The sequence below is a fragment of the Labrenzia sp. CP4 genome (genome assembly GCF_001579905.1).
In the GTDB taxonomy this organism is placed as follows: Bacteria; Pseudomonadota; Alphaproteobacteria; order Rhizobiales; family Stappiaceae; genus Roseibium; species Roseibium algicola.
Genome location: NZ_CP011927.1, coordinates 1,284,558 through 1,303,416 on the forward strand (window position 1 = coordinate 1,284,558; position 18,859 = coordinate 1,303,416).

Here is an 18,859-nt window from a genome sequence, read left to right on the forward strand (position 1 = left end):
GTCTCCGGTTGTAATCGACAATGAGGTTTGCGGTCATGAAACGCGTGACTATGGCTTTGCTTGTTCTTCTGGCCTTTCTTGGTGCGGGTCTGGGGACAGGGTTTGCACAGGATACGTCCGCCGACCGGTCGGCGACCGGTGGTGCGCAGACGCTTGAAGACATCATGAAGCGCCAGCGTGGTGAGAAGGTCGACTACGACTTCCGCCGCAACAATACCGGTGATCCGGACGACGCGGCGTCGATTTCCTCACAGCTCGGGACACTTGGCGGTGTCTCCGATCCGGAGCTCTGGCGGGCACTGCGGTATGGCTCCGCGGACGTGACAGTCTCTTCCGGTGGATTTGCAGCAACCGTTCTGATGCAGGATGGTGGCATGCGCTGGCTCGAATGGCGCAAGGGACCACTTGCCACTTATGGCGCCTGGCTGCTCGGCGGGACTATCATGCTGCTGGCCCTTTTCTATCTCATTCGCGGCCGTATTCGCATCGACGGCGAGAAGACCGGCCGCACCATCACCCGCTTCAAGGCGATCGAGCGCTTCGGGCACTGGCTGCTTGCTGGATCCTTCGTCCTGCTTGGCATTACCGGCCTGCTGACGCTTTTCGGGCGCTTCGTGATCATCCCCATGATCGGCAAGGACGCCTTCGCGCCCGTCGCGCATTTCTCGAAGTGGATCCACAACAACGTCGCCTGGGCCTTCATGCTTGGCCTGATCATGGTGTTCGTGATGTGGGTCGCACACAACATCCCGAACAAGACGGACGTGAAATGGATCGCCGTCGGTGGCGGGCTCTTCAAGAAGGGCGTGCACCCGCCGGCCAAGAAATTCAACTTCGGTCAGAAGCTGGTGTTCTGGGGGGTGATCGTCCTGGGCGCGTCGATCTCCGTTTCCGGTCTGTCGCTGCTGTTCCCGTTCGAAATGCCGATGTTTGCGGTCACCTTCGAAAAGCTCAACGCACTCGGCCTGCCGCAGCTGGTGGGTCTCGGTACATTGCCTACCGCGCTTGCACCGCATGAGGAAATGCAGTTTGCGCAGCTGTGGCACGCCATTGTGGCCTTCGTGATGATGGCGCTGATCCTGGCGCATATCTACATCGGTTCCATTGGCATGGAAGGCGCCTATGACGCCATGGGCTCCGGCGAGGTTGAACTGCAGTGGGCGAAGGAGCACCACGGTCTCTGGGTGAAGGAAGTCGAAGAAGCTGAAAAGCGCGAAGCCGCCAAACATTCAGGCGGCGACAGCGCGGTTCCCGCCGAATAGGCCCGGCGTGACATGCCGTTTCAACCGGATCCCGTATGGTTGCTTGCACGGGTCTTCGGGCCCGCTGCCGGCTTCCTTCTGACGCTGGTCTCCGCAGCCGGTAGCGCCGATTTCCAGACCCTGAAGGGCCACGGCGGCCCGGTCATGGATATCGACGTTTCCCTTGAGACCGGGCAGGTGGCCACTGCCAGCTTCGACAATTCGGTCGGCATCTGGAAAGACCGGGCGCCGCAATGGCTTGAGGGTCATGCGGCGGCGGTCAAGGTGGTTCAGTTTCTGGACGGCAGTCATCTGGTGTCCGGCGGAGACGACAACGAGCTTATTCTCTGGAACACCCGCGATAACTCGAACCGGGTTCTGGAAGGGCACACGGCCAAGATCATGGGGCTTGCGGTTTCCCCCGACAAGACGACGATTGCCAGCGCAAGCTGGGATGCACGTGTGGGGTTGTGGCCGGTTGCCGGCGGCGAGCCGGCTTATCTTGCCGGACATTCAGCCGGGGTGAATGCGGTCGCGTTTTCAAGGGACGGGCGCCAGCTCTACTCCGCGTCGGTCGACGGGTCGATCAAGCTCTGGGATCTGGCAACGCAAAGTGAAAAGCGGGTCGTTGATCGCAATGGCTTCGGCATCAATGTCATTGCCATTGGCGGTGAGGGTGACCGGGAGAGCTGGATTGCCTACGGCTCCCAGGACGGAGTGACGCGGATCGTCGATATCGAAACCGGCGAACGGCTGCATGACTTTACTTTCGAGCGCCGGCCGATACTGGCCATGGCGGTCAGTCCGGATGGCTCACGTCTGGCGACCGGTGACGGTCATGGATACATCACCGTGTTCGACACGACGTCCTGGGCGCTCGAAACGGACTTCCGGGCAGCACTGAAAGGTCCAATCTGGGCTCTTGCCTTTTCGAAGGACGGCGATGTGTTGCATGCGGGCGGCATCGAGAACATCGTCTATTCATGGCCCCTTGCTGATCTTGCAACATTCGATCCGATGGCAACCGAGACACCGCAATTCCTCAAGAAACCGGAAGAAATGTCCAACGGCGAACGGCAGTTCGCGCGCAAATGCTCGATCTGCCACGCCCTGACCGGCGATACCGCGCGCAAGGCCGGGCCGACGCTTCACAACATCTTCGGCCGGCGTGCGGGCACTATTCCGGACTATCCCTATTCGGCGACCCTGTCAGGATCTGATATTGTCTGGTCGGAAGCGACGATCGATCAACTGTTCCTGGACGGTCCGGATCACTATATTCCCGGATCGAAGATGCCGATGCAGCGGATTGTGGAACAGCAAGACCGTGACGACCTGATCGACTATCTGAAATCGGCGACGGCGCCATCCGAAGGAGATACACAATGAAAACAATGCTCATCGCGTTTGCCGCCATTATCGTGATTGCCATCGGCGCCAACCAGGTTCTGGAGCACCTGCGGTTTTCCAGCGCCGACTTCACGTCCAGCCCGTCCGTGCGCTTGGGGGAATAACGATTACCCGCAATTCGACCGAAACAGGCGGCGCCTGCCGCTAATTCTTTTGCACATGGGCTTTTGATAGCTCATGAGGGGTACCTTGTGCGGCGTACTTGCCTTTCGCGCCGGGGTGACCTTGAAGCTCCACGCAAGTCCATTTGGCTTTGATCAGGTCAAAAAAATCCCCCTCCTCGCGTGAGAAGGGGGAAGGTTTGAGCGGAGCATGCGACACAGATTGCTATCTGGCTCCACTCACTCGGAAAGCGAGAAGGCGGTCAGACGGGCTCAGCTTGAGCCCTTGTCCGAATTCGGGAAGAACAGCTGCTGGCCGTCGACCTTGTAGTCGGCGATAGCCTGCTGGCCTTCCTTGGACAGCACCCAGTCAACGAACTGCTGGCCAAGATCGGCCTTCACATGGGCATGAACTTCCGGGTTCACCAGAATGATGCCGTACTGGTTGAACAGGATCGGGTCGCCTTCAACGGCAACCTTGTAGTCGCCCTTGTTGCCGAAGGAGATCCAGGTGGCGCGGTCGGTCATGACGTAAGCGCCCATGCCGGTGCCGGTGTTGAGGGTAGCGCCCATGCCGGAGCCGGTTTCACGGTACCAGTCGCCCGACCCTTCGCTCGGGTCGATGCCGGCGGCCTTCCACAGGCGCAGCTCCGCCTTGTGGGTGCCGCTGTCATCGCCGCGAGAGGCAAAGGGAGCCTTGGCATCGGCGATTTTCTTCAGGGACTCAACGACATCTTTCGAGCCGGCGACGCCTGCAGGGTCATTTGCCGGGCCGACGATGACAAAGTCGTTGTACATGACGTCGGAACGGGAAACGCCGAGACCGTCTGCGACGAATTTTTCTTCAGACGGTTTGGAGTGAACGAACAGGACATCGCCATCGCCGTTGGCGGCGTTCTTGATGGCCTGGCCTGTGCCAACGGCAACCACGCGGACCTCAATGCCGGTCTTTTCCTGGAAGATGGGCAGGAGATAGTCGAACAGGCCCGAATTCTGGGTTGAGGTGGTCGACTGGACGACAATGAACTTGTCTTCCGCAAAACTCGGCTGACCGGCAAATACGGTCGTCAGGACGGCGGCGGCAAGCGCCAGAAATGCTCTTCTGATCAATTTTTCCTCCCGGGGTAATTATTCAGGGATTGGGTGTTGGGTCCAAGGTAAAGCCTGCCTTCCCGCCAGGCGCGAACGGGTTCGCTTCTGGGGTTGGCAAGCACTTTTTCGACAGGTCCTGTCTCGACCACGGTGCCGTTCTGCAGAAACACGAGGTCTTCACCGAGGCGTTTTGCCTGGCCTGCATCATGGGTCACCAGAACAACGGTGACACCGCGGGCGTTGGCTTCCAGAACCAGGGACTCGATCGCGGCAGTGGAAGCCGGGTCGAGATTGGCAGTAGGTTCGTCGAGAAACAGGAGTTCGGGATCGCAGGCAAGAGCGCGCACCAGGGACAGGCGCTGCTGCTCTCCGCCGGACAAGACGCGCGCCGGGCGGCGGGCCAGATGGCTGAGGCCCGCCGTTTCCAGCGCGGCCTTGACCTTGTCGGCGCGTTCGCTGCCCCGCAGGCCGCGAACGCTCAGTGCGAACTTGAGATTGGCGATAACCGAGCGGCGCAACAACACGGGACGCTGGAAGACCATAGCCTGCGCGCGTCGGGCGGTGGCGTCCATCCGGCCGCCTTCCCACAGGATAGCGCCTTCCTGCGGCTGAAGCAGACCGTGCATCAATCGCAGCAAGAGGCTCTTGCCGGCTCCGTTCGGGCCCATGATGAGCGTGCGTGAACCGCGCCGAATGGCAACATCGACGTCGTGCAGAAGTTTTTCGCCGCCCGCCGAAAAGCCGAGACTTCTGACATCCAGCAACGGGTCGTGCATTGCCGGGCTACGGCGCGACATCGTGGAGGCAGTCCCTGGTGTGTCGAAAGCTGCGTCACGCATAGGCGGCCCTCGCAGCTGAGGCACGAAGGGCCATGACACCGGCGTTCACAGCAAAGGCGATCATCAGCAGGATCACGCCGAGCGCCAAGGCAAGCTGGAGATTGCCCTTGGATGTTTCCAAGGCGATGGTCGTGGTCATCACGCGGGTAACATGGTTGATGTTGCCACCGACAATGATAACCGCTCCGACTTCGGCAACCGCACGGCCGAAACCGGCCAGCGCGACCGTCAGAAGGCTGTAGCGGGCATCCCAGAGCATGGCTGTCAGACGATCAAAACGGCCGACGCCGATCGATGCGAATTGCTCGGAATATTCCCTGTTGAGGTCTTCGATTACCTGGCGTGTCAGCGCGGCGACAATGGGCGTCACCAGCACCATCTGCGCGATAATCATGGCAGTCGGCGTGTAGAGCAGACGCAACGGCCCGAGCGGTCCGGATGCCGACAGGACGAGATAGACAAGCAGGCCAACCACGACAGGTGGCAGGCCCATCAGCGCGTTCAAGATGACGGCGACGAGCGTTCTTCCGGGAAAATTGAAAGTGCCGACCGCTGCGCCGAGGGGCAGGCCGATGACGCAGGCAAGAACGACAGCCGTAAGCGTGACCCGCATGGACAGGCCGATGATTTCCATCAGATCCGGATCCAGCGCGACGACCAGGCCAAGGGCTCCAGCAAATGCCCCCCAGAAACTGTCCATTCCTGTCATTTCTCCCTCTCTACGGGAAAAAATAACGTAAAATGCCAAAGAATGAAACTCATGTACGACATGGACACGCACAAAAAAGCCACAGCGGAAGGTGCTGTGGCTTTTTTAAGTAGATCGTGAATTTTATCGGCTTGCCGAGAAACTCCTCAATACAGCCAGCGGGGCAGCCAGGTGGCGAACATCGGGAAGGTCCAGAGGATGGCGACGGCGACGATCTGCAGGATGATAAAGGGAACAACGCCGCGGTAGATCTGGCCCGTTGTGATTTCCTTCGGCGCTGCGCCTCTCAGATAGAACAGCGAGAAGCCGAAGGGAGGGGTCAGGAACGAGGTCTGCAGGTTGATCGCGATCAGGACCGTCAGCCAGATTGGGTCGATGCCCATCAGGATCAGGGGCGGGATCAGAACCGGCAGCAGGATCACCGAGATCTCGACGAAATCGAGGAAGAAGCCCAGAACGAAGACGAACAGCATCGCGAAGATCAGTGCGCCTGTCGGACCGCCCGGCATTTCCTGAAGGATGTCGTGGACCCGGTCTTCCCCCCCAAGGCCGACGAAGACCAGCGAGAAGAAGCTGGCCATCAGGATGGTTGCGAAGATCATCGAGGTGACGGTCAGTGTGGACAGCATGGAAGCTTTCAGGAGCCCGTCCGCGAAAGCCTTCCTCAGGATGTGCAAAACGACGCCCAGGGAAAACAGCGCCAGCCCCGCATAGACAGCGGCGATAACGTAGCCACCGGCGGTGACATCGGAGCGTTGCAGGCGTATCGGCAGGATCGATGCGGCAATTGCAAGCGTCAGGAGCGCAGCTGTCGCCAGCACGATGAGCTTTGAGGACACCCCGAGACGGCGGCCTGCCAGCAGGATCGCGCCCACGGCACCGACGGAAGCTGCCTCGTTGGGCGAGGCGATACCGCCGAGGATGGAACCGAGCACAGCAACGATCAACAGGATCGGCGGCACGATGGCGGCAGCGATCTCTCGGCCTGACGGCTGGTCGACATGTTCCGACATCGCTGGCGCGTCGTTCGGGAACAGGTAAGCCCGGCCGACAATGTAGGCGCAGTAGACGGCGACGAGCAGCAGACCCGGGATCATGGCGGCTGCAAAGGTCTGGCCGACCGAGATCGTCTCGATGGTGAACTTGCCCTGCGCGTATTGCGCCTGCTGGAAGGCATTGGACATGACGTCGGCCAGGATGATCAGCAGCGTCGACGGCGGGATGATCTGGCCGAGCGTTCCGGCAGTACAGACCATGCCGGAGGCAAGTTTGGGGTCATAGCCATTGCGCAGCATTGTGGGCAGGGCGATGAGGCCCATGGCAACCACCGTTGCCCCGACAATGCCTGTGGACGCGGCGAGCAGGGCACCGACCAGCATCACCGAAACACCGAGACCACCTCTCATGCGGCCGAAGAGCCGGCCCATTGTTTCCAGCAGATCCTCTGCGATGCGGCTCTTTTCCAGAATGACGCCCATCAGGACGAACAGAGGGATCGCGGTCAGGACCGGATTGGTGAGCACGCCGAAGAAACGCTGGCCCATGGCGCCCATGAGCTGAATGTTGAAGTCACCCATCATCCAGCCGAGCAGGGCAAAGCCCGTGGCGACGCCCGCAATGGTGAAGGCAACGGGATAGCCGAGCAGAATGAAGGCGATCAGCGCGCCGAACATGATGAGATCGAGAGGCAGGCTCATGCGCTGACGCCTTTCAGCTTCTGAACATCGCGGATGAACGCGGCCACACCCTGGATCAGCAGCAGCACGCAATAGGCGGGAATGAGGGATTTCAGGAGGAAGGAGGCAGGGATGCCGCCAACGGAAATCGGCCCTTCCAGAATGGCCCAGCTGCCGCGCACGGACGGCCAGGAAAACCAGATCAGCACGACGAGAGCCGGTGTCAGCAGGAACAGATGGCCGAAGATATCGATCCACGCCTGCGCGCGCTCGCTGTTTCTGGCATAGAAGATGTCGACACGCACATGGGCATTGACGAGGAAAGTGTACCCGGCGCCGAGCATGAAGATCGCCGCGTGGAAATACAGCACGCCTTCATCGAGAAAGATGAAGCTGTAGCCAAAGACATAGCGAAGCAGCACGATCGTGAATTGCAGCAGCAACATCAGAAGCGCCGCCCAGCACAGCGTGTTGCCTATTACCGAATTGACACGCTCCAGCGCGCCCGCCAGTTTTTCCATCTGTGGTTCCTGTTTGCTGACTGTTCTGCCTTCTGGATCAGTGGCAGACGTCCCATCATTTGTCATCCCCGCGCAGGCGGGGATCCAGTAACCCGGCTCACTTGCTTTGGTTTGAAAGGCTGCGGCGTACTGGATCCCGGATCTGCGCTTCGCTCCGTCCGGGATGACAAGTGGAGGGGTGCCCTTGAACGGCACCTTCGAACCTCCCGGTCTCTCCGCAGTCTCAAACCTCTCAGATATTCGTCATTGCAGGGCTCGACCCTGCAAGCCATGCCGTAACCTCGAAACGACCTCAGGGGTGGAGAGGAAACGGGATGGATCCCATGGTCGAGCCATGGGATGACGAAAGGAGGAGCAATATGATTTGTCCATTTGCCAAGTCACGAGGAAAACCCATCCCCACCCACACCCTCATCCTGAGGAAGCACGAAGCGCTGTCTTGAAGGATCGGTCACACGTGCTGGAACAAGGTGACGATCTGTCCAGAAAGGCCACTGGTTCCCCTCAGGCGAACGACAGGGCGATAAAACGCCATCACATCGGGGAAAACAGATTTCCCCGATGTGAGACGTCAACCCGATCAGTCGTAGTTGTAGTCGAGCATACGCGCGTTCATCTGGCCGTTGTCGGCATAGGGCATGTACTCGCGCATCAGCTTGCGGTAGGCGAGGAAGCTTTCGGTGATGCGTTTCACCAGCTCGTCTTCGTCCGCACGCAGTTCGGCGATCACCTCACCGGCGGCATTGCCCATTGCGACGATGACGTCGTCCGGAAGCTTCTTCACCATCACACCGTGATCATTGACCAGCTGGGTCAGTGCCTGGGCGTGCTTGGTGTTGTATTCCGTCAGAACGTCGTTGTAGAGGCTGGCGCAGGCACGCTGCACGGCTTCCTTCAGGTCGTCTGGCAGGGCGTTGTAGGCTTCCAGGTTGACGGCACATTCTTCAGCGGAAGACGGCTCGCCGACACCCGGCCAGTAGTAGTTCTTGGCGATCTGGTAGTAGCCGAGCGCGCTGTCGGTCCACGGACCGATGAACTCGCCCGCATCAAGTGCGCCGGACTGAAGCGCCTGGAACATGGCCGGTCCGCTCATGGCCTGAACCGCCATGCCGAGCTTGGAACACATTTCGGAGGCAAGACCGGTGGACCGGAACTTCAGGCCTTTCAGGTCGTCGGCGCTGTTGATCTCGTTGCGGAACCAGCCAGCCCACTGCGGTCCGGAGTTGCCACACAGGAACGGCTTCAGGTTGAAGCGGGCATAGATCTCGTCATAGAGAGCCTGTCCGCCGCCGTGGATCATCCAGCCGGCTTGTTCGGGAGCTGTCAGGCCGAAAGGCTGCGAACCGAACAGCAGGATGCCCTTGGACTTGGAACCCCAATAGGCGGGTACAGCATGGTACAGCTCGGCAGTGCCCTGGCCGACGGCATCGAACACACCGTTGCCCGGGACGATTTCGCCGGCGGCAAAGAGCTTCACCTCGATGCGACCACCGGACAATGCGGTGATGCGGTCCGCCAGCATCTGGGCAGCGACGCCCGGTCCTGGCAGGTTCTTCGGCCATGCGGTGACCATGCGCCACTGGTGCACATCCTGCGCAATGGCAGGTGCGGCCAGGGTGGAGGCCGCAACTGCGGCTGTGCCGGTAGCGCCGGCTTTCAGAAAATCACGTCTTTTCATGGTATTACCCCTCAGTCAAAGGAATGGATCGGAGTGTCCCGCCGTGCTTGATTGTTTCCCCGATATCAACCTGCTTTCATGTTGGACCATGAAAGCAGAAAGTTGATTGCATTATAGTTGCTGGGTCATCTTTCTGCGTCCATCAGGACGCGGGACGACCCAGAATCGCCGGCAGGTTAAGCCCCTGTTCTTTCGCGCAGTCCAGCGCGATCTCGTAGCCGGCATCCGCGTGTCGCATCACGCCCGTTGCCGGATCGTTCCAGAGCACCCGACCGATTCGCCGATCGGCATCTTCCGTGCCGTCGCAGCAGATGACCATACCCGAGTGCTGGGAAAAGCCCATGCCGACGCCGCCGCCATGGTGGAGCGACACCCAGGTCGCGCCGGAAGCGGTGTTGAGCAGGGCATTCAGAAGCGGCCAGTCAGACACGGCATCGGAGCCGTCCTTCATGGCTTCGGTCTCGCGGTTGGGCGATGCAACCGAACCACTGTCGAGGTGGTCGCGGCCGATCACGATCGGCGCTTTCAGTTCGCCGTTGCGGACCATTTCGTTGAAGGCAAGGCCGAGGCGGTGACGCTGCCCAAGGCCAACCCAGCAGATGCGTGCCGGCAGGCCCTGGAAGGAAATGCGCTCGCGCGCCATGTCCAGCCAGTTGTGCAGGTGCTGGTCGTGCGGGATCAGTTCCTTCACCTTGGCGTCGGTCTTGTAGATGTCTTCCGGATCGCCGGAAAGCGCGCACCAGCGGAACGGGCCGATGCCGCGGCAGAACAGCGGACGAATATAGGCCGGCACGAAACCCGGGAAGGTAAAGGCGTTTTCCAGGCCTTCTTCCATGGCAACCTGGCGGATGTTGTTGCCGTAATCGAGTGTCGGCACACCCATGTTCCAGAAGTCGACCATGGCGGCGACATGCACCTTCATGGACGCGCGCGCGGCTTTTTCCACCGCCTTCGGATCGGTCTCGGCCTTGGCGCGCCATTCGGCGACGGTCCAGCCCTGCGGCAGGTAACCGTTGACCGGGTCATGGGCGGAGGTCTGGTCGGTGACGATGTCCGGCTTCACGCCGCGCTTCACCAGTTCGGAGAAGACATCGGCGGCGTTGCCGATCAGTGCCACGGACTTGGCTTCGCCTGCCTTGGTCCAGCGGTCGATCAGTGCCAGCGCCTCGTCGAGGGAGTGGGTCTTTTCGTCGACGTAGCGGGTGCGCAGGCGGAAGTCGGCGCTCTTCTCGTCGCACTCCACCGCAAGGCAGCAGGCCCCGGCCATGACGGCTGCAAGCGGCTGGGCACCGCCCATGCCGCCGAGACCACCGGTCAGGATCCAGCGGCCCTTCAGATTGCCTTCGTAGTGCTGGCGTCCGGCTTCCATGAAGGTTTCATAGGTGCCCTGCACGATGCCCTGCGTACCGATGTAGATCCAGGAACCGGCGGTCATCTGGCCATACATGGCCAGGCCCTTCTTATCCAGCTCGTGGAAATGGTCCCAATTGGCCCAGTTCGGCACCAGGTTGGAATTGGCGATCAGAACGCGCGGGGCATCCTTGTGGGTCTTGAAGACACCGACCGGCTTGCCGGACTGCACCAGCAGCGTCTCGTCTTCCTCAAGGATCTTGAGGCTTGCGACGATACGGTCGAAATCGTCCCAGGTGCGTGCCGCGCGGCCGATGCCGCCATAGACGACCAGCTCATGCGGGTTTTCCGCCACATCCGGATGAAGGTTGTTCATCAGCATGCGCAGCGGGGCTTCGGTCAGCCAGGACTTGGTGTTGAGCTCGGTGCCGGTGGGCGGGAATACGTCGCGGGCGTTGTGGCGGCGATCAGTCATTGTTCGCTCCCTGGGTGTTGTTCTGGAATAAGGATGGCGCGAGGTTTTCCAGCGCGCTCAGGATGTCTTTCAGATGGGTCCGAAGCCGGTCGGCCTTGGCCTCGTCATAGGCAAAGGGCGTGTCTTCGGTGGCAAGATGGGTCTTCTGGGCGAGCTCCATCTGAATGGCGTGAAAGCCTTCGGCCGGTCGGCCGTAATGCCGTGTCGTCCAGCCACCCTTGAAGCGGCCGTTGAGGATCGACGTGTAACCTTCAGCTGCTTGGGTGCAGGCGACGACGGCAGCCTCGATAGCGCTGGCGCAGGTCGTGCCGTTGTTGGTGCCCGTATTGAAATCGGGCAGCGTGCCTTCGAACAGGAACGGCACTACGGAGCGGATCGAGTGGCAATCGTAGAGAATGGCGACGCCGTGTTTGGCGCGGACCCGTTCCATTTCCGCCTGAAGGGCAGCGTGATAGGGAGCATGCCAGGCAAGACGCCGGGCCTCGATTTCACCGGTCTCCGGTTCCATGCCGGATTGGTAGATGGGGCGTCCATCGAAATCGGTGGTCGGGCAGAGCGTTGTGGTGTTCTGGCCCGGATAAAGGCTGACGCCTTCCGGATCGCGATTGGCGTCGATCACGTAACGATGGAAGTTCGCCTTCACCATGGTCGCACCGGGCAGCAGATCGGAATAAAGCCGGTCCACATGCCAGTCGGTGTCGGCCAGCTTCAGGCCGGTGTCGTTGAACCTTGCCTTGATGTCGTCCGGAACGAATGTGCCTGCATGAGGCACGCCAAGAACGACCGGGCCATCACCGCGGAAGACGTCAACCGGCTGCATGGGCATCTCCCAGCGTGATCATGTGGCCGGCGGAAATCGCCGAGACCAGCTTGCGGCTGCGGATCAGGCCGGCTGCCGTTTCAAGGTCCGGTGCCATGTAGCGGTCCTTTTCCAGGGAGGGAACGACACCGCGAAGAGTGCCCATCACCGTTTGCAGCGAAGCGCTGGTCTTCAGCGGGGCGCGGTGCTCGATGCCTTCGGCGGCACACAGAAGTTCCACACCCAAGATCTGGCTGAGGTTGGCGTTCATGCGGGCAAGACGGCGAGCTCCGTGGGCGGCCATGGAAACATGGTCTTCCTGGTTGGCACTGGTCGGCGTGGAATCCGTCGAGCACGGATTGGCGAGATGCTTGTTCTCGCTCATCAGGGCGGCGGTCGTCACTTCCGCGATCATCATGCCCGAGTTCAGGCCCGGATCCTTGGCGAGGAACGGCGGCAGGTCGAAGGAAAGCGTCGGGTCGACCATGAGCGCGACACGGCGCTGGGAAATCGCACCGAGTTCGGCAATGGCGAGTGCAATCTGGTCGGCAGCAAAGGCAACCGGTTCGGCATGGAAATTGCCACCGGAAACGATCCGGTCGGCATCGATCAGTACCAGCGGATTGTCGGTTGCCGCATTGGCTTCGATCTCGAGCGTGCGGGCCGCCATGCGGAGCAGATCGACACAGGCACCGGCAACCTGGGGCTGGCAGCGGATGCAGTAAGGGTCCTGCACGCGGGTGTCGCCCTCGCGGTGGCTTTCGCGGATTTCCGAGCCGTCCATGATTGCGCGCATGGCCCTTGCCACTTCGATCTGGCCGCGATGGCCGCGCAGTTCATGGATTTCCGGCAGGAGCGGTGCGGTCGAGCCCATGATGGCGTCGGTGGAAAGGCTGGCAGTCATCAGGGTCGCTTCGGCCAGACGCCAGGCGTCGAACAGGCCGGTGAGCGCACAGGCGGTCGAAAACTGCGTGCCATTGATCAGCCCAAGGCCTTCCTTGGGGCCAAGCACGACCGGGGACAGGCCCGCCTTGGCAAGGGCTTCACCACCGGGCATGCGCGTGCCGCCAAAATCAGCTTCACCTTCACCGATCAGGACAGCCGTCATATGGGCCAGCGGCGCAAGATCGCCGGATGCACCGACAGACCCTTGCGAGGGAACCATCGGCGTGACGTTTCTTTCAAGGCAATCCTCGATCAGCTTCATCACTTCGAAGCGGACACCGGAGGCACCTCGGCCAAGCGAGAGCAGCTTCAGCACCATCATCAGGCGGGTGGTGGTCTTGTCGAGCGGTTCGCCGACGCCGCAACAATGGGAAAGGATCAGGTTCCGCTGCAGGGTTGCAGTGTCCTCGGGGGCGATCTTGACGCTGGCCAGCTTGCCGAAGCCGGTGTTGACGCCGTAAACGGCCTCGCTGCCACGGGCCGCCTTGGCAACTCGTTCGGACGCAAGGTTGATCGCAGCTTCCGCCGTGCGGTCGATGCGCACTGGCAGCTCTTCCCGGTAGATGCGTTCCAGATCCGCCAGGGTCACGGAGCCCGGTGTCAGGGTAAGGGCGCTCATTCAGAGCCTCCGAAAATGCGTTTGAAGAGGGAATTGAAGCCGATCCGGTAGGAAAGCTCGGCCGGGTGGCTGACGTTCCAGACAGCCAGATCCGCCCGTTTGCCGGGTGCCAGCGTGCCCTGATCGTCCAGACCAAGCGCCTTCGCCGCTTCGCGGGTGACGCCGGCCAGCGCTTCTTCCGGTGTCATGCGGAACAAGGTGCAGCCCATGTTCATGGTCAGGAGCAACGAGGCGAGGGGGGATGAACCCGGATTGCAGTCCGTTGCCAGCGCGACGGGCACATTGTGCTTGCGCAAAACATCAAGCGGCGGGAACTGCGTTTCGCGCAAGGTGTAGAAAGCGCCCGGCAAAAGCACAGCGACAGACCCGCTTTCGGCCATCGCCTTGACGCCGGCTTCATCCAGGTATTCCAGATGGTCGGCGGAAAGGGCGCCATAGGAAGCGGCAAGGGCCGCGCCCTTCAGGTTGGACAGTTGCTCTGCATGCAGCTTCACCGGCAGGCCGACCTGCTTGGCCTTGTCGAATACCTTGCCGATCTGTTCCGGCGAAAAGGCGATGCCTTCGCAAAAACCGTCCACGGCATCCACCAGTCCCTCGGCATGAGCCGCTTCCAGCGTCGGCAGGCAGACCTTTTCCAGATAGAGGTCGGCCTTGTCCTTGTATTCGGCCGGAATGGCATGGGCGCCCAGGAAGCTGGTCTTGACGGTGATCGGTCGCAGCTTGCCGATCTTGCGGGCGGTGCGCAGCATGCGCAGCTCTGTTTCCCGGTCGAGGCCATAGCCGGACTTGATCTCGATGGCGGTGACGCCCTCGGCGATCAGGGCATCGACGCGTGGCAGGGCAGCTTCCAGCAGCTGCTTTTCGCTGGCTGCGCGCGTTGCCTTGACCGTGGAAACGATGCCGCCACCGGCCCGGGCCACTTCTTCGTACGTTGCGCCTTGAAGGCGCATTTCGAATTCACGTGCACGGTCGCCGCCGAAAACAACATGGGTATGACAGTCGATCAGCCCCGGGGTCACCAGCCGTCCGCCGATATCATCCGCGCTGAGCGACGCATAATGAGACGGCAGGTCTGCGGCGTTGCCGATCCAGGCGATCCGGCCACCTTCGATCACCAGAGCACCGTCCTCAATCAGGCCGTACGGCTCTCCGTTTGCGGTGAGCGTTGCCAGCTTGGCGTTTGTGAGGAGGTGTTTCAGCACGTCCATCTCCGGCTTGATTAGATTGCGATATAAGATAATATGCATGCACATATTAACGTGTCAACGGAGGAAAAGACGGCATGTCGACAGTTTCTGGCGCGACGGTTTTTGCGGAAAAGGCGCTTCTGGCCGACGGCTGGGCGGAAAATGTCGCTGTCTCGATCGGGCCGGACGGCCGGATCGCCTCGGTTGAAAGAGATGCGCAGCCAATCGGCGAACGCGTCGGCATTCTTCTGCCGGCCCCGGTCAACCTGCACAGCCACGCCTTCCAGCGGGCCATGGCGGGCATGAGCGAGCGGCGCGGTAGCGAAAGCCGCGACAGTTTCTGGACCTGGCGCCAGATCATGTTCCGCTTTCTGGACGCCCTGACGCCGGAAGACGTGGAGGCGATTGCCGCCTTCGTGCAGATGGAAATGCTGGAGGCGGGTTATGCCGCCGTTGGCGAGTTCCACTATCTGCATCACCAGCCGGGCGGTGCGCCCTACGCCAACCTGGCGGAAATGTCGGACCGCATCATGGCGGCTGCTTCCGATACAGGCATCGGCCTCACGCATCTGCCGGTTCATTACCAGTTCGGCGGCTGTGACGGGCGCCCATTGGCTGCCGGACAGATTCGCTTTGGCAACGACTTCGACCGTTTCCAGAAACTGCACGAGCTTGCGTCTGAGGCGCTCAAGTCGCTGCCAGATGATGCGGTCATCGGCGTTGCCCCGCATTCACTGAGGGCGGTTGATGCCGACAGTCTGAAGAAGGCCGTTGCCCTTGCCGGCGGCAACCCGCTGCACATGCATCTTGCCGAGCAGATCCCGGAAGTGGACGAGGTTCTGGCGGCCACGGGGCAGCGCCCGGTGGAATGGCTGCTTGCCAACCACGCGGTTTCAGAAAACTGGTGCCTGATCCACTGCACGCAGATGACCCCGCAGGAGACCGCCGGTCTTGCTGCGACCGGGGCCGTTGCGGGGCTTTGTCCGATAACGGAATCCAGCCTCGGCGACGGGATCTTCGATGGCGTCGACTACCTGGCCGCGGGCGGCCGCTTCGGCGTTGGCTCGGATTCCAACATCCGCATCGCGCTCTCCGAAGAGCTGCGCACGCTGGAATATTCCCAGCGCCTGCGGGATACCTGCCGGGCTTCTGTTGCAACGAAGGAAAAGTCCACCGGCCGGGTCCTGTTCGACGGCGTCGTGGCCGGTGGTGCGCAGGCGGCGGGGCGTGCGGCGGGCAGGATATCGGAAGGGTCGCTTGCCGATCTCGTCGCACTGGATGGCACCGCCATCGACCTGGAAGGCCGGGAAGGCGACGAAATTCTGGATGCCTGGATCTTTGCCGGTGACGACCGGATGGTTGCGGAGGTCTGGTCCGCCGGCCGGCATGTTGTTTCCGGCGGAAACCATGTAAAAGGCAACGCCATCCGCGCGAAATACCGGGCCACCATGGCCTCGTTGCGCGCCAGACTTTGAAGAACGACTTGAACGGGTAGACGACTTGGCGCTTGCGGACACAAATTCCTGGACGGGCATTCGCGAAGAACTCCTTCGGCGGATCCATGACCGGATCTGGCAGCCGGGGGAGCAGATCCCCCATGAGGCCGATCTTGCGGAAGAGTTCGGCTGCGCCCGCACCACAGTCAACCGTGCTCTCCGGGACCTTGCAGAAAGCGGGCTTGTGGTGCGCAAGCGCCGGGCGGGAACGCGTGTTGCGCTCAACCCGCCTCAGCGCGCGACGCTCACCATTCCGATCCTGCGTGAAGAAGTCGAAGCGCTTGGCCGCACCTACCGGCACAGCCTTCTGGAAAAGGATCTCCGGCCCCTGCCGCCCATGCTGCACGGCGCGTTTCAGGTGACGCTCGGCGCGGATGTCCTGTTTCTAAAAACGCTTCACTTTGCCGACGACCGGCCCTATGCCTTCGAGGAACGCTACATCAACCTGGAAGCGGCTCCGGCGGCGCGTGACATGACGTTCGAGGACGTCAGCGCCAACGAGTGGCTGGTGCACAACGCGCCCTACAGCCACGGCGACATTTCCTTCTTCGCCGTCAATGCCGACAAGACCCTGTCGCGCAAACTGGATGCCTCCACGGGCGCAGCCCTCTTTGCGATGGAACGCATCACCTGGACCGGCCCCCTGCCGATCACCCATGTCCGCCTGATCTTCGCCCCGGGCTACCGGATGCGGACGGAGATCTGAGCGGGGAGGGGCGTTTTCCGACCTCTCCAGCAAGGTTGTTCAAATACCGGCCGGGCATGGCCCCGCTCATTGCGATTGCGCCCCTTAGAGTTGTAACTGGGGCGGCAATCAATTAGGGTTGGATTCTGAAAGTTTGTTAACTAGTTGATTTATTTTAATTTTCGGATTGGAAAACAATTTCTGTCCTGACCAGCCCGAGCAATAGAGGGGTTGAAGAAAATCATGACCGTTGTAGGCGATGAGGTCATCAAACTCCTGGAACTGGGAGATGTCTTCCGATGGGTTACCGACGGGGAGCGGGCAAAAGCTCTGGAACTTCTTGAACGTGACACGAGGTTCGACGCAACAATCACGCAATTGCAATCCGGCAAAGTTCTGAGAGATTTTTTTACAAGGTACTTCAATCAGCAAAGTGCTCCTTCGCTTTACGACGCCGTAATGCTGATGGCAGCGAAAGCCGGGCCTGTCTCAGTTTCCAGTATCGAAAACAACCTGGCTGGTTTCTTCTTTTTCGACCGGGATGCAGCAATCCTCAACGCGCAATTTGGCAATCCGGCAAAGGTGTTCGGGCTTGCAAACGATCTTGCCGACAGCATGCGCAAGTACGGCTTGCTTTCGATCAGCACCAAGAAACCCATCACCAGTGCGACTATTCCCTCAAGTGCATCCGCGTCTTTCTCAGGCAGCGGTGCAACGGGACGCGACATCTTCAATCACCGCGTTTCTGCGTTTGACCAGGCACGCATCCTCTATGAGCAGAAGACAAATCCGCAAGGTGATCCTGGCGCATCCGGTCCCGTGTCGCGCAGCTACTCCAATCCGCTCTGGAATGGTCTGACTGTTCCCAGTTCCGCCAGTGAACGTCTTCGGCAGGCCGCGCGCATTACGAGTTTGCCGATCTCCACATTGTTTGAGCCGATTTACCTGAACGGTCGCCCGTCCCGGGGAGCCGTGATGAACGCTGCTGCAAAAACCTATAATCTGACGCCGGAAGTCATTGGAGCGATCGTCTTGGCGGAACAGCGTGATCAATCTCAAAACGAAGACATGCTGGACTACACCGCGGCGACGCATTCGGTCTCAAGGCGCACAACCTCTGTAGGCCTTGGTCAGGTGCGCGACGACACTGTCGCGCGTACGGATCTGTTCTCCGGGTTGCTTGAACACAAACGGAGGCAAGGTCTCGACGGCGCGCAGATCGCGACGCTTCTGACGTGCGACGAGTTCAACATCTTCGCTGTCGCGAAATACATCAGGTATGTTGCCAATCTCGTCGGCAAAAAGACAAAAACGGACTTGCCAAGAACCGCCGCTGCGTTTCCCGGTATCAATTTTGCCGCCTATGCGCAGCATGCCAGGAACTGGCCTGCGGACAACGTTGCGGCGCTTGGGTCCGAATACACCTCACGGCCGTGGGACGACAGGGTGACCGGTTGGGGAAGCTTTGTCGGTGAAGCTCATTCCGACATGTCAGGCGCCAAGATATCATGGTGAAGTGGCTGAAAATATTTCCCTTACTGGTTCCGTTTATTCTGGCGTCCTGCAATGCCGAGCAGCAAAGAGTGATTGAGATGAAGACTGAAGTTGTCGACGGCCTGCAGTTTGGCGTACCCGAAGGACGCAAGGTCGAAACAGGTGCCGATCACATTCTGCTTTTGCCGGAACAGGCTCTGCGCGAAGTCGATGAAATCGCCATTTGGACCACCGCGCCGCAACCGGTCGCCGGCGGGGTCGACACCGAAGGGACCGATCCCGCCCCGCACACCTTGACGACAGTCGAAGGTGGCATGGGCGGCCCGGAATATACCCTCACCATTCCCAAACAAATTGCAGACCGTCAGGCCTATGTCCGCGCCTATATCCAGTCGGAAGGCGGAACACCGGCGTTCGACGAAGCGTGGCAGGTTTGGGAAAGCCTGGCGGCGCAGGAGTAACCGGCAGGGTCTCCTTAAGGAGTGAGGGAGGCGGCTCTGCGCACCCCTCAACACGCACGAAATGAATATTTCTGTGCTCGC

Annotated in this window: 17 protein-coding genes; 7 read left to right on the forward strand and 10 right to left on the reverse strand. The window is 60.8% G+C overall.

The window, feature by feature from the left end; all coding sequences use genetic code 11:
- The first annotated feature begins 35 nt into the window (after positions 1-35).
- From ACP90_RS05950 to ACP90_RS28690, 3 genes are read left to right on the forward strand one after another with little or no spacing between them, the layout of a single operon-like run.
- Positions 36-1,262 (forward strand): formate dehydrogenase subunit gamma, encoded by a 1,227-nt coding sequence (locus tag ACP90_RS05950; RefSeq protein ID WP_062491404.1) that lies wholly within the window; start codon positions 36-38, stop codon positions 1,260-1,262.
- Positions 1,263-1,274: 12 nt separating this feature from the next.
- The gene (locus ACP90_RS05955) at positions 1,275-2,630 is read left to right on the forward strand and encodes a c-type cytochrome (protein WP_208993470.1); all 1,356 of its coding nucleotides are present in this window, start codon (positions 1,275-1,277) and stop codon (positions 2,628-2,630) included.
- Positions 2,627-2,755, forward strand: coding sequence for a hypothetical protein (locus tag ACP90_RS28690; protein ID WP_023003119.1), 129 nt, complete (start codon positions 2,627-2,629; stop codon positions 2,753-2,755). The genes ACP90_RS05955 and ACP90_RS28690 overlap by 4 nt, the downstream gene beginning before the upstream one ends.
- 270 nt (positions 2,756-3,025) lie before the next feature.
- Here ACP90_RS28690 and ACP90_RS05960 read toward each other — a convergent pair whose 3' ends face one another.
- The 10 genes from ACP90_RS05960 to hutI all read right to left on the reverse strand — a co-directional run bounded on the left by ACP90_RS05960 (position 3,026) and on the right by hutI (position 14,663).
- Positions 3,026-3,862 (reverse strand): substrate-binding domain-containing protein, encoded by an 837-nt coding sequence (locus ACP90_RS05960; RefSeq protein WP_023003120.1) that lies wholly within the window; start codon positions 3,860-3,862, stop codon positions 3,026-3,028.
- Entirely contained in the window at positions 3,859-4,683 is an 825-nt protein-coding gene (locus tag ACP90_RS05965; protein ID WP_208993471.1) for an ATP-binding cassette domain-containing protein, read from the reverse strand. The genes ACP90_RS05960 and ACP90_RS05965 overlap by 4 nt, the downstream gene beginning before the upstream one ends.
- Positions 4,676-5,383 carry an ABC transporter permease gene (locus ACP90_RS05970; RefSeq protein ID WP_062487308.1) on the reverse strand — a complete coding sequence of 236 codons (708 nt, stop codon included), beginning with the start codon at positions 5,381-5,383 and terminating at the stop codon, positions 4,676-4,678. The genes ACP90_RS05965 and ACP90_RS05970 overlap by 8 nt, the downstream gene beginning before the upstream one ends.
- 155 nt (positions 5,384-5,538) lie before the next feature.
- Positions 5,539-7,089: a TRAP transporter large permease subunit gene (locus ACP90_RS05975; RefSeq protein ID WP_062487310.1), complete on the reverse strand. Its 1,551-nt coding sequence runs from the start codon at positions 7,087-7,089 to the stop codon at positions 5,539-5,541.
- Positions 7,086-7,589 (reverse strand): TRAP transporter small permease subunit, encoded by a 504-nt coding sequence (locus ACP90_RS05980; protein WP_062491410.1) that lies wholly within the window; start codon positions 7,587-7,589, stop codon positions 7,086-7,088. The genes ACP90_RS05975 and ACP90_RS05980 overlap by 4 nt, the downstream gene beginning before the upstream one ends.
- Before the next feature lie 580 nt (positions 7,590-8,169).
- Entirely contained in the window at positions 8,170-9,267 is a 1,098-nt protein-coding gene (locus ACP90_RS05985; protein WP_023003125.1) for a TRAP transporter substrate-binding protein, read from the reverse strand.
- Positions 9,268-9,409: 142 nt separating this feature from the next.
- The gene (gene hutU / locus ACP90_RS05990; protein ID WP_062487312.1) at positions 9,410-11,092 is read right to left on the reverse strand and encodes a urocanate hydratase; all 1,683 of its coding nucleotides are present in this window, start codon (positions 11,090-11,092) and stop codon (positions 9,410-9,412) included.
- Positions 11,085-11,912, reverse strand: coding sequence for an N-formylglutamate deformylase (gene hutG / locus ACP90_RS05995; RefSeq protein ID WP_062487314.1), 828 nt, complete (start codon positions 11,910-11,912; stop codon positions 11,085-11,087). The genes hutU and hutG overlap by 8 nt, the downstream gene beginning before the upstream one ends.
- On the reverse strand, positions 11,899-13,455 hold the full coding sequence (gene hutH / locus ACP90_RS06000) for a histidine ammonia-lyase (protein WP_062487316.1): 1,557 nt from the start codon (positions 13,453-13,455) through the stop codon (positions 11,899-11,901). Before hutH ends, hutG begins: the two co-directional genes overlap by 14 nt.
- Positions 13,452-14,663, reverse strand: a complete 1,212-nt coding sequence (gene hutI / locus ACP90_RS06005) for an imidazolonepropionase (protein ID WP_062491412.1) — start codon at positions 14,661-14,663, stop codon at positions 13,452-13,454. The genes hutH and hutI overlap by 4 nt, the downstream gene beginning before the upstream one ends.
- Positions 14,664-14,737: 74 nt before the next feature.
- On the opposite strand from hutI, the gene ACP90_RS06010 reads away from it, so the two are divergent.
- The 4 genes from ACP90_RS06010 to ACP90_RS06025 all read left to right on the forward strand — a co-directional run bounded on the left by ACP90_RS06010 (position 14,738) and on the right by ACP90_RS06025 (position 18,778).
- Positions 14,738-16,117 (forward strand): formimidoylglutamate deiminase, encoded by a 1,380-nt coding sequence (locus tag ACP90_RS06010; RefSeq protein ID WP_062487318.1) that lies wholly within the window; start codon positions 14,738-14,740, stop codon positions 16,115-16,117.
- Positions 16,118-16,142: 25 nt separating this feature from the next.
- A complete protein-coding gene (locus ACP90_RS06015) occupies positions 16,143-16,844 on the forward strand; it encodes a UTRA domain-containing protein (RefSeq protein ID WP_023003131.1) in 702 nt (233 codons plus the stop codon).
- A 222-nt stretch (positions 16,845-17,066) separates the two neighbouring features.
- The gene (locus tag ACP90_RS06020; protein ID WP_077291904.1) at positions 17,067-18,338 is read left to right on the forward strand and encodes a hypothetical protein; all 1,272 of its coding nucleotides are present in this window, start codon (positions 17,067-17,069) and stop codon (positions 18,336-18,338) included.
- Positions 18,339-18,415: 77 nt separating this feature from the next.
- A complete protein-coding gene (locus ACP90_RS06025; RefSeq protein WP_145915715.1) occupies positions 18,416-18,778 on the forward strand; it encodes a Tsi3 family protein in 363 nt (120 codons plus the stop codon).
- Positions 18,779-18,859 lie beyond the last annotated feature (81 nt).

Coding starts and splice junctions, on each gene's coding strand:
- ACP90_RS06025 (WP_145915715.1), top strand. CDS start 18,416: ATGAAGACTGAAGTTGTCGACGGCCTGCAGTTTGGCGTACCCGAAGGA.
- ACP90_RS05965 (WP_208993471.1), bottom strand. CDS start 4,683: ATGCGTGACGCAGCTTTCGACACACCAGGGACTGCCTCCACGATGTCG.
- hutG (WP_062487314.1), bottom strand. CDS start 11,912: ATGCAGCCGGTTGACGTCTTCCGCGGTGATGGCCCGGTCGTTCTTGGC.
- ACP90_RS06010 (WP_062487318.1), top strand. CDS start 14,738: ATGTCGACAGTTTCTGGCGCGACGGTTTTTGCGGAAAAGGCGCTTCTG.
- ACP90_RS05985 (WP_023003125.1), bottom strand. CDS start 9,267: ATGAAAAGACGTGATTTTCTGAAAGCCGGCGCTACCGGCACAGCCGCA.
- ACP90_RS05955 (WP_208993470.1), top strand. CDS start 1,275: ATGCCGTTTCAACCGGATCCCGTATGGTTGCTTGCACGGGTCTTCGGG.
- hutU (WP_062487312.1), bottom strand. CDS start 11,092: ATGACTGATCGCCGCCACAACGCCCGCGACGTATTCCCGCCCACCGGC.
- ACP90_RS05980 (WP_062491410.1), bottom strand. CDS start 7,589: ATGGAAAAACTGGCGGGCGCGCTGGAGCGTGTCAATTCGGTAATAGGC.
- ACP90_RS05975 (WP_062487310.1), bottom strand. CDS start 7,089: ATGAGCCTGCCTCTCGATCTCATCATGTTCGGCGCGCTGATCGCCTTC.
- hutI (WP_062491412.1), bottom strand. CDS start 14,663: ATGGACGTGCTGAAACACCTCCTCACAAACGCCAAGCTGGCAACGCTC.
- ACP90_RS05950 (WP_062491404.1), top strand. CDS start 36: ATGAAACGCGTGACTATGGCTTTGCTTGTTCTTCTGGCCTTTCTTGGT.
- ACP90_RS28690 (WP_023003119.1), top strand. CDS start 2,627: ATGAAAACAATGCTCATCGCGTTTGCCGCCATTATCGTGATTGCCATC.
- ACP90_RS06020 (WP_077291904.1), top strand. CDS start 17,067: ATGACCGTTGTAGGCGATGAGGTCATCAAACTCCTGGAACTGGGAGAT.
- hutH (WP_062487316.1), bottom strand. CDS start 13,455: ATGAGCGCCCTTACCCTGACACCGGGCTCCGTGACCCTGGCGGATCTG.
- ACP90_RS05970 (WP_062487308.1), bottom strand. CDS start 5,383: ATGGACAGTTTCTGGGGGGCATTTGCTGGAGCCCTTGGCCTGGTCGTC.